A 9,551-nucleotide genomic window follows, 5' to 3' on the forward strand; every position below is an offset into this window, starting at 1 on the left:
ATCGCCTCTAGGGCCTTGCTTTTAAGGCGGCTTTCTATTATAAAAAACGACGATTTTGTGCGCACCATAGGGGAGGTCGGCATTCGATGCTCAAGAGCCAGAAACCGCACATAGGGATATTCGGGCGCCGCAACATCGGCAAGAGCTCGCTCATCAACGCCCTCACGGGCCAGGAGATCGCCATCGTGTCGCCTCATGCGGGGACCACCACGGATCCGGTCACCAAGACGATGGAGATCATAGGCATAGGCCCGGTCATACTCACGGACACCGCAGGAATCGACGACGAGGGGGAGCTCGGCAAAAAACGCGTCGCCCGCACGATAAAGGCGATCGACACAATCGACCTGGCCATGATCGCGATATCGCACAACTCGTTCGGAGAACACGAGCGCTCGGTCATGGCCAGGCTCGCGCAAAAAAACATCCCCTGCTTCATAGTGCACAACAAGTCGGACATCGAAGGGCTCGATCCTGCGAGGAAGAGGGAAATCGAGGCCGAGGCAGGGACGGACGTGATCGCGTTCAGCTCGATAAGGCCCGACAACTTCGAACAGGTCGTGGCGCTGATGAAGAAACACCTCCCCCCCACCTCTTACCAGAGATCTTCCATCTTGAGCGACATGGTGAGACAAGGCGACGTGGTGGTGCTCGTCACCCCCGTGGACATCGAGACGCCGGAGGGCAGGATCATACTGCCCCAAGTCCAGACAATCAGGGAGCTGCTCGACAACAACTGCATATCGGTGGTGTTAAAGGAGCCCGAGCTCTCCGGCTTCATCGGATCATGCGGCATGAAACCAAGGCTCGTGGTCACGGACAGCCAGGCCTTCGCAAAGGTCGACGCCCTCGTGCCCCCTGACATCCCCCTCACCAGCTTCAGCATTCTCTACACGAGGATGAAAGGCGATCTCGAAAAGGCCATCGAAGGGACGGGCGCCATCTCAAAACTAGATGACGGGGATAGAGTGATGATCCTCGAGTCCTGCACCCATCACGTGGCCGGAGACGACATCGGCCGCGTGAAACTCCCGCGCTGGCTCTCCGACTTCACGGGAAAACAGCTCTCCTTCGACGTGGTGGCAGGGCTGGATGAACCGCCCAGGCCGATCGAGGAGTACAGCCTCGTAGTCCAGTGCGGCGGCTGCATGCTCACGCGCAAGCAAGTGCTGCTCCGGCTCGCACCCGCCATCGAAGCCAAGGTGCCGGTGACCAATTACGGGCTCGCGATCGCATGGTGTCTGGGCGTCTTCGACCGGGCCATCGCACCCTTCGCCGCCCACCATCGGCGCTCTTAAGCTTGCATCGATCCCTCTAAACAATTATTATAGCACCCTATGGGCGACCTCAAGCTGGTTGCAAAATACCATCGGCTCCTCATCCCCTTTCTGGGCGTATTCCTTATATCGATCTCATTCGACATCTTCGCGACCCTCCTGGGGCTGATCGCGCCGCTCTTCACAAGAGTCCTCTTCGACTACGCATACCCGCTCAGGGACCTGGCGCTCCTGAACAAGACCGTGCTCACCATAGTGGGGCTGTACTTCGCGCTCTTCTTCATAGGCGTCATCTCGGACTATCTGCAGACCTACGCGAGCCAGGAGATAACCGCCAAACTCACCGAGCGCGTCTTCAGGGCCATCCAGTGCCTGCCGATCAAATTCCATCAGGAGAAGAAATCAGGCGACCTCCTCATAAGGATCACCGACGACGTCGACATGCTCGTCTCGATGATCTTCAACACCCTGCCCACCGTATTGATCGACGGCGGAAGGTTCATCATAATCCTCTCGATAGCGCTCTCCATAAACCCCAAGCTCACGCTGCTGGCGCTCCTCTCGGTCCCTCTATACATAGTCGAAGCCAAGTTCTACTCCGAGAAGAGGGCCAGGATCAGGCAGGAATCGATCGACGCCAGCTCCGACATATTCACGAGGACCAACGAGAAGCTCGCCAACATCAAGACGATCAAGGCGTTCGGCCAGGAGGACAACGAGACCCTATCCTTCGCACGCCTGATCAGGAGACAGTTCAGGATAGCGATCAAGGGGAGGCTCCTCGAGATCATCCAGACATTCACCAACTCGATCACCCTCCAGATGTGGGGGATATTCCTCACCTGGTATCTGGGGTATCAGGTCGTGCAGGGCAACCTAACCATCGGCGAGATCGTGGCGCTCATGATGTACATCGACCAGCTCGAGGGCCCGGTCCACTCCTTCATAGGACTGTTCAGCAGCTGGAAGACCAACGCGGTCTCGGTGCGAAGGATCGACGAGGTCCTCATCAGCCCTTCGGAGGATGAGCTCCACGGAGAGACGGGCGCCATCAAGGTCGACGACGGAGAAGTGGAGACGTCGCATCTGTCGTTCGAGTACGCGCCGAGCCAGCAGGTGCTCCACGACATCGAGGTCAATTTCAAACCCAACTCCGTCACCGCGCTCGTGGGGGGATCCGGGAGCGGAAAGACGACGCTCGTGAACCTCCTGCTTCGGTTCTTCGATCCGACGAAGGGCATGATCCTGATCGACAACCAGAACATCTCCGAGGTGAGGATACACGAGCTCAGAGAGCACATAGGGATCGTGGAGCAGGACGCCGCGCTCTTCGACGGCACTGTGATGGACAACATCCTCTACGGCAACCAGACCAAGGAGCGAGGCGACGCCATGAATGCCGCGCAGCTCGCGGGGGCGCACGACTTCATCATGAGGCTCCCCGGCGGCTACGATGCGCCCGTGGGAACGGCTGGCGAGCTCCTGTCGGGCGGCCAACGCCAGCGCATCGCCATAGCGCGCACGCTCCTTCGGAACCCGCAGGTGATCATCTTCGACGAGGCGACCTCCTCCCTCGACGCGGAGAGCGAATTCAGGATACAGGAGACGATCGCAAAGCTCAGGTCCACCAAGACCGTCCTGGTCATAGCGCACCGGCTCTCGACCATAAAATCGGCCGACACGATAATGGTTCTCGACAACGGAAAATTCGTTGAACAGGGGACTTTCGAGGAGCTGTTTGACAAAAAGGGCGCGTTCTATCGCTTTTACTGGCGGCAGTTCGGAGGCCTCTCGGCGTTCAGACAGCAGCTGGGCCTCGAGTTCGAGCGCGCATCCAGATACGGTTCGCGTTTCTGCCTGGCCGTGCTGCGCGTGATGAGCTACGGCAAGATCACCGAGGAAGAAGGCACGCAGGCCGCCGACGGCTTCGTGGAAGAAGTGGACCTGATACTCAAGCGCAGCATCCGCATGGGCGACAACTGCGCCGTCCTCGACGGCGACACCATCCTCCTGCTGCTGCCGGAGATCGAAGCCGCGCAGCTTACGGCGTTCTTCAACCGCATGAGCAAGGTCCTGCCGAGGCCCGCGGGAGAAGATCTGAGTTTCCCCCTGTCGGCGGACGACCTCCTGTTCGTGGGGGCCACGATCACGAAGAATGCATTCAAGACGCCTGAAGAGCTTTTGGCCTCGATCAAAGGCGTATCCGATTCATTGCCGCCCGGCAGCAAGTCTCGGGTGATGGCGGGCGAGGAGCTCGCGACCGGCAAGGCCTGAGGTGCGAACATGGGATTCATAGAAAATCTGTTGGACAGCTTTTCCTCCAAGGACCTGAAGTCTCGCATCCGATGGGCGATCGCCTTCGGCGTCCTCTTCTGCATCATAGCGGCCGCGGGCATGTACTGGGTCCTCATCCCGCCGCAACGCATCGCGATACAGGGCACGGGCAGATGGGAAACCGCCGACCCCCCTGTGCTCTCCGTGTCCATCGATTCCGGCGACCTGAAGAAGCTGGCGAATTTTACCGAGATCGAAGTGGAGGCGCTGAACCCTCCGAAGGGACTGGTGGAGGCCACATGTCAGCTCCTCTCGATAGAGCCCACCCCGCCTGCGGTGAGGCTCGGCGCGAGCAGCCTGTACGAACCGCTCCGCGGCCTCGACAAGATCGAGGTTAACCTCGTGCTCATGGATGTGCCGCTGTGGAAGATGCTCTGGGGAGGCCGTTAGCCGTATCTCTTGCAGACCTTTGAGAACGCAGACACGGTCTTGTCCAGGTGCTCTCTAGTATGGACTGCCGAGACCTGGCAGCGGATGCGGGCAGCGCCCTTCGGCACCACCGGATAAGAGAATCCCTTCACATAGACGCCCTCGGCGAGCATGTCGCGCGCCACGTCCGCGGCGAGCTTGGCGTCGCCGAACATGATCGGCGTGATGGGGTGCGTGCCCTCGAGGATCTTGAGCCCCGCTTCCTTGAGCGACTTCCGGAAATACCGGGTATTATCCTCGAGCCTGTCGCGCAGCTCCGTGGACTTCCCGACCAGTTTGAGGACCGCGAGCGTGGCTGAACAGATCATCGGCGGCAGCGCGTTGGAGAAGAGATAGGGCCTGGACCGTTGCCTCAGGAGCTCGATCAGCTCGCGCCGGCCGGTGGTGAATCCACCCGCCGCTCCGCCCATCGCCTTGCCCATGGTGCTGGTTATCATGTCCACCCTCTTCATCACGCCGCAGTGCTCGGGCGTGCCGCGGCCGGTCCTGCCTATGAAGCCGGTGGCGTGGCTGTCGTCGACCATCACCAGCGCCTTGTATTTTTCAGCGACGTCGCAGATCCCGTCGAGCCTCGCGATATAACCGTCCATGGAGAAGACACCGTCGGTGGCGATGAGTTTCAGCCTCGCACCCGCGGCATCGGCCTCCTTGAGTTTCGCTTCGAGGTCGGCCATGTCGGAGTTGTTATAGCGGAAGCGCTTGGCCTTGCAGAGCCTGACCCCGTCGATGATCGAGGCGTGGTTCAGCTGGTCCGATATGATCGCGTCCTGTTCGGTGAGCATGGTCTCGAACAGCCCCTCGTTCGCCTCGTAGCACGACGAGTAGAGGATCGTGTCCTCCTTGCCGAAGAAGCCGGACAGCTCGCGTTCCAGCTCCCTGTGCACGTCGAACGTGCCGCAGATGAAACGGACCGAGGCGGTGCCGAACCCGTATCTCTCCATGGATTTCCGCGCCGCCTCTACCACCTCCGGATGGTCGGCGAGGCCCAGGTAGTTGTTGGCGCAGAAGTTGATCACCTTCTTGCCGCCCGACACCGTGATCTCGGCGCCCTGCGGCGAGAGTATGGCCCATTCCTCTTTCCAGAGTCCCTGGTCCTTTATCTCCTTGAGCTGCGCATCGAGTACGGGCTTGAGCGAATCGAACATTGGAACCTCCGTGAGGAGTTACGGTTTCAGAACGATTTTGCCGGCCTTTATCTCCTTCGCATTCAGCATCTCCATGGCCTTGTCGATCTTCTCCAGCTTGAACTCGTGCGTGATCACGTGCCCTATCTCCACCCTGCCGGAGTTGAGGAGGTTCGCGACCTCGTACCACGTGCCGAACATCCTGCGGCCGTTGATCGCGATGAGCCTCACCCCCTTGAATATCAGCTCTTCCGCGAAGTCCATCTGCAGCGGCCTGGATGGGATGCCGAAGGCGGTGAAGGTGCCGCCGCGCTTGAGCGAAGCCAGACCGTCGTGGATCGCGCTCTCGGCGCCGCTGACCTCCAGCACCACGTCCACGCCCTCGCCCCGGGTGATGTCCATTATCGCTTCGCGCGGGGATTGCTTCGTCACGTCGATCAGGTGGTCGGGGGAATATTTCTTGATGAGGCCCATCCTGAAGGGCTGCATCCCGCACGCGATGAGCTTCGTCGCGCCGTATGCCATGGCGATGCCCGCCGCGAAGATGCCGATCGGCCCGTCGCCGAAGATCGCCACGCTCTTACCCGCCACCCTGCTCTCGCTCACCGTGTAGGTGGCGTTGCCGAACGGCTCCTGCACCGACGCGATCTCCCAGGGGAGCGACTTGTCGTTCTTGATGCAGCAGATCTCAGGCACAGCCACGTACTCGGCGAAACAGCCGTCGCGGTCCACGCCCAGTATCTCGAGGTCGCGGCATATGTGCATCTGTCCAGTGCGGCACTGGAAACAGCCGCCGCACGGTATGTGGGTCTCGGCGGAGACGTGGTCCCCAACCGCCAGGTGCTCAACCTGGGAGCCCACCTCCACGACCTCGCCCGAGAATTCGTGGCCAAAGATCATCGGCGGTTTGATGCGCTTTGCGGACCAGGGGTCCCAGTTGTAGATATGTATGTCAGTGCCGCAGATCGAGGTCGCCTTCACGCGCACGAGGACCTGGTGCGAGGTGGGTCTCGGGATAGGCGCATCGACTATCTCCGCGCCCGGCGCCGCTTTGAGCTTCTGTATCGATTTCATCGTCTTGGCCATTGAAATCTCCAGTGATTTCGAGGTGTCGCACAGCTCTTGCCGGAAGATAGCCGGGGTGCTCGCGGGATGTCAACCCTTGGGCGAGCCCAGGGTAAATTCATTAGGGGCTTGCCTTGGGAATCGTTTTCATTAAGTTGGGGACATGCAGAAAGCGTTGATCGTGAGCCCAGACCCCCAGACCGCCAGGATGCTCACCCTGGCCCTGGAGCTCGAAGGATGGGAGACGAGGCAGTCGGCCGAAACCTCGGTATCCATGTCACGCGGAATGGATGCGATCATCCTGGACCTGGTCGAGGGCGAGCACGAGGTCAAGGCCGCGGCAAAGGGCCTGGACGCCGTGGTCAAGGCCGGCGCAAAGGCGGTCGTGATACTCCCCAGGGGCTATGACAGGGAGAAGGCCGCAAAACAACTCTCGAAGGCGGCCCTCATCATAGCCCGCCCCTTTCACCTCACAAACCTCGTGAAACAGGCGACCGAACTCTTCGAGTAAAAAAAGGCCTGGCATCGCACCAGGCCTCCCCGAATCTTGAATCTTGAATCACGGTATAAATTTTCCCCTCGGCGTGTAATGGGTATGCAGGAGTTTGTGCGCCGTGTGCCCGTTGGGCCCGTCGGTCAAAAACTCCTTGTATATGCTCGTGATGGCCGGGTTCTCATAGGACTTCCTCACGCTGTAGGCGCGGTCCTCCGAATATATGGCGCGCGCCCTGGCCTTGCGGATCTCCTCGTTCGTGGGTATGGGCTGCCCGCCGCCGCCAAGGCATCCGCCCGGGCAGGCCATGAACTCGATGAAGTGGCACTCGCTGAACTTGCCGCCGGCCTTTATGTCCTCCAGCACCTTGCGAGCATAGGCAGTGCCATGCGCCACGCCGACCTTCAAGGTCACGCCCTTTAAGAAATCCCAGCTCGGGAAGAACTGCTTCAGCAGACCCGGCACCGGGCCCACGGCCTTCACCGGGATCTCTACGTAGCGCGTGCCCTCGAAGCCGCGGACTGGAACGATCTCCGCATGGTCGAAGAGATTCTCCACCTTGATGCCGGTGACCAGCTCGATCACGGTCCTGAGCGCCGACTCCATGACGCCTCCGGTAGCGCCGAAGATGACGCCGGAGCCGGTAGCGGTCCCGAACGGAGCATCGAACTCGGACTTCTCCATCTTGCCCAGCTCTATGCCCGCCTCGCTTATCATCTTGCCCAGCTCGCGCGTTGTGAGGCCATAGTCCACGTCCTTGAACCCGGAGTCGCGCATCTCGGGCCTGTTGCACTCGAACTTCTTGGCAGAGCACGGCATGAGGGCCACGCTGACTATGTCGGCCGGATCGATATTGTTCTTCTCTGCGTAGTAGGTCTTGATCAGCGCCCCGAACATCTGCTGCGGGCTCTTGCAGCTAGACAGGTGCGGTATCATCTCGGGATAGAAGTGTTCGAGGTATTTGACCCACCCGGGCGAGCAGCTCGTGAAGAGCGGGAGCGCGACCGAGCTGTCCTTCTCCACGATGGCCTTGTAGAGACGTCTGAGGAGCTCCGTCCCCTCTTCGATGATCGTGAGGTCGGCGGTGAAGTTGGTGTCGAAGACCCTGTCGAAGCCGCAGAGTCTGAGCGCCGTGTTGAGCTCGAAGGTCATGGCGGTTCCCGGAGGGAAACCGAAGCATTCGGCGATGGCGGCGCGGGGCGACGGCGCGGTCTGCATGATCACGTGCTTCTTGGGATCGTCGATCGCGGCCCAGACCTCGTCGGTCGGGTCGTTGGCGCGCAGCGCGCCGGTCGGACATCGGTTGATGCACTGGCCGCAGTTGATGCAGATCACGTCGGCCAAAGGCTTGTCCATGAAGGTCTCGATCTTGGTATTGTCGCTGCGGCCCGCGGCCTCGTAGACGCCGACCTCCTGGAAGTCGATGCAGGTGCGCACGCAGCGGCGGCAGAGCACGCACTTGTTCATGTCGCGATAGACCGAGTGGCTCGACTGGTCCTGCTCATAGCGCGGGTTTTCCGGGTGTCCGAAGCGGAAGAAGTCGACGCCGTACTCCTTGGCCAGCGCCTGCAGCTCGCAGTTGTTGTTACGCGAGCAGGCGTAGCACTCGCCGTAGTGCTTGGAGAGCAGGAGGTCGATTATGTGACGCCGCGCCTGGCGTACCTTCGGGGTATGGGTGCGGATCACCAGCGGCTGCGTTATCGGGTAGGCGCAGGAGGCCTGCAGGGTGCGCTGGCCTTCGACCTCGACCACGCACACGCGGCAGACGCCCGCGACGCACAGATCGTCGTGATAGCAGAGAGTGGGGATGCGAAGGCCCAGCTGCTTCGCGGCCTCGAGTATCGTGGTGCCGACCGGGACCCTGGTCTCCTTGCCGTCGATGACGACCTTTACCGTCGAGCCGATCCCCTCGTCGCCTGCGGTCGTCTCTATCCTCTGCCCGCGTTGGCTGACCGGCGACCGCGAAACATCATCTCCGAAACGCTTCTTATTCATCGTCTCACCCTCCCGAATATCTCGTCCTGGAAATTGTCTATGATGGAAAGGAACACGTTCGGGCTCGACTGCCCGAGGCCGCACTTCGAAGCGAGCTGCATTGTCTGCGAGAGCTTTCGAAGTTCCGTGAGATAATGCATGGAGCAACGGCCCTCTTCGAGCATCTTCACGCCCTCGAGCAACTTCGCGTTCCCCTCGCGACAGGGGGTGCACTGACCGCAGGACTCATCCACGAAGAAATCGAGGAAGTTCTCGGCCACGCCCAGCATGTCGCGGTCCTTGCCGAAGACGATCACCGAGCCGCCGGTCGAGATGTCCTCGTACGCGATGGTGCGCGAGAACTCGCCCTCGCGCACGCACCGGCCGGAGGCCCCGCCGATGACCACGGCCTTGGCATCTTCTCCGCCCACTTCCTTGAGGAGTTCGGAGACCTTGATGCCCATCGGGAACTCGTAGACGCCCGGGTCTTTGCAATCGCCGGATATGGAGAAGAGCTTGAGGCCGGTCGATTTCTCGGTGCCGATCTTCTTGAACCAGTCTGCGCCCTTAGCGAGCACGAGCGACGCCCACGCCAGGGTCTCGACGTTGTTGACCACGGTCGGACGCCCCATGTAACCGGTGTCCACCGGGAACGGCGGCCTGTTGCGCGGCTCGCCGCGATTCCCCTCTAGAGACTCTATGAGCGCGGTCTCCTCTCCGCATATGTAGGCGCCGGAGCCCATCCTGATCTCGATGTCGAAATCGAAATCGGCGAGGCCTGCGACAGACTTGCCGAGCAGGTTCTGGCCGCGCCGCCGATCCAGGCACTCCTCCAGCGCTGGCCGAAGGTACGAG

The 9,551-nt window shown here is 60.9% G+C and carries 8 protein-coding genes; 4 read left to right on the plus strand and 4 right to left on the minus strand.

The annotated features are described in order from the left end of the window. Window positions 1–86: 86 nt before the first annotated feature. From hydF to WC683_12525, 3 genes are read left to right on the plus strand one after another with little or no spacing between them, the layout of a single operon-like run. Entirely contained in the window at window positions 87–1,298 is a 1,212-nt protein-coding gene (gene hydF / locus WC683_12515) for a [FeFe] hydrogenase H-cluster maturation GTPase HydF (protein ID MFA4973433.1), read from the plus strand. A 39-nt stretch (window positions 1,299–1,337) separates the two neighbouring features. After that, window positions 1,338–3,551, plus strand: a complete 2,214-nt coding sequence (locus WC683_12520; GenBank protein ID MFA4973434.1) for an ABC transporter transmembrane domain-containing protein — start codon at window positions 1,338–1,340, stop codon at window positions 3,549–3,551. Between the two features lie 9 nt (window positions 3,552–3,560). Beyond that, window positions 3,561–4,001: a hypothetical protein gene (locus tag WC683_12525; GenBank protein MFA4973435.1), complete on the plus strand. Its 441-nt coding sequence runs from the start codon at window positions 3,561–3,563 to the stop codon at window positions 3,999–4,001. Here the strand turns inward: WC683_12525 and WC683_12530 are convergent. Next, window positions 3,998–5,185 (minus strand): glycine C-acetyltransferase, encoded by a 1,188-nt coding sequence (locus WC683_12530; protein MFA4973436.1) that lies wholly within the window; start codon window positions 5,183–5,185, stop codon window positions 3,998–4,000. The genes WC683_12525 and WC683_12530 overlap by 4 nt on opposite strands. An 18-nt stretch (window positions 5,186–5,203) precedes the next feature. Continuing rightward, window positions 5,204–6,250 (minus strand): L-threonine 3-dehydrogenase, encoded by a 1,047-nt coding sequence (gene tdh, locus WC683_12535; GenBank protein ID MFA4973437.1) that lies wholly within the window; start codon window positions 6,248–6,250, stop codon window positions 5,204–5,206. A 142-nt stretch (window positions 6,251–6,392) separates the two neighbouring features. On the opposite strand from tdh, the gene WC683_12540 reads away from it, so the two are divergent. Further along, window positions 6,393–6,740 carry a hypothetical protein gene (locus WC683_12540; protein MFA4973438.1) on the plus strand — a complete coding sequence of 116 codons (348 nt, stop codon included), beginning with the start codon at window positions 6,393–6,395 and terminating at the stop codon, window positions 6,738–6,740. Window positions 6,741–6,788: 48 nt separating this feature from the next. Here the strand turns inward: WC683_12540 and WC683_12545 are convergent, their stop codons facing one another. Together WC683_12545 and WC683_12550 are read right to left on the minus strand one after the other, a co-directional pair. Continuing rightward, entirely contained in the window at window positions 6,789–8,717 is a 1,929-nt protein-coding gene (locus tag WC683_12545) for an NADH-dependent [FeFe] hydrogenase, group A6 (GenBank protein MFA4973439.1), read from the minus strand. Next, on the minus strand, window positions 8,714–9,551 hold an 838-nt coding region (locus tag WC683_12550; GenBank protein MFA4973440.1), incomplete at its 5' end, for an NADH-ubiquinone oxidoreductase-F iron-sulfur binding region domain-containing protein. The genes WC683_12550 and WC683_12545, both read right to left, overlap by 4 nt.

Source organism: bacterium, from assembly GCA_041648665.1.
In the GTDB taxonomy this organism is placed as follows: domain Bacteria; phylum UBA10199; class UBA10199; order 2-02-FULL-44-16; family JAAZCA01; genus JAFGMW01.

Coding starts and splice junctions, on each gene's coding strand:
- hydF (MFA4973433.1), top strand. CDS start 87: ATGCTCAAGAGCCAGAAACCGCACATAGGGATATTCGGGCGCCGCAAC.
- WC683_12520 (MFA4973434.1), top strand. CDS start 1,338: ATGGGCGACCTCAAGCTGGTTGCAAAATACCATCGGCTCCTCATCCCC.
- WC683_12525 (MFA4973435.1), top strand. CDS start 3,561: ATGGGATTCATAGAAAATCTGTTGGACAGCTTTTCCTCCAAGGACCTG.
- WC683_12530 (MFA4973436.1), bottom strand. CDS start 5,185: ATGTTCGATTCGCTCAAGCCCGTACTCGATGCGCAGCTCAAGGAGATA.
- tdh (MFA4973437.1), bottom strand. CDS start 6,250: ATGGCCAAGACGATGAAATCGATACAGAAGCTCAAAGCGGCGCCGGGC.
- WC683_12540 (MFA4973438.1), top strand. CDS start 6,393: ATGCAGAAAGCGTTGATCGTGAGCCCAGACCCCCAGACCGCCAGGATG.
- WC683_12545 (MFA4973439.1), bottom strand. CDS start 8,717: ATGAATAAGAAGCGTTTCGGAGATGATGTTTCGCGGTCGCCGGTCAGC.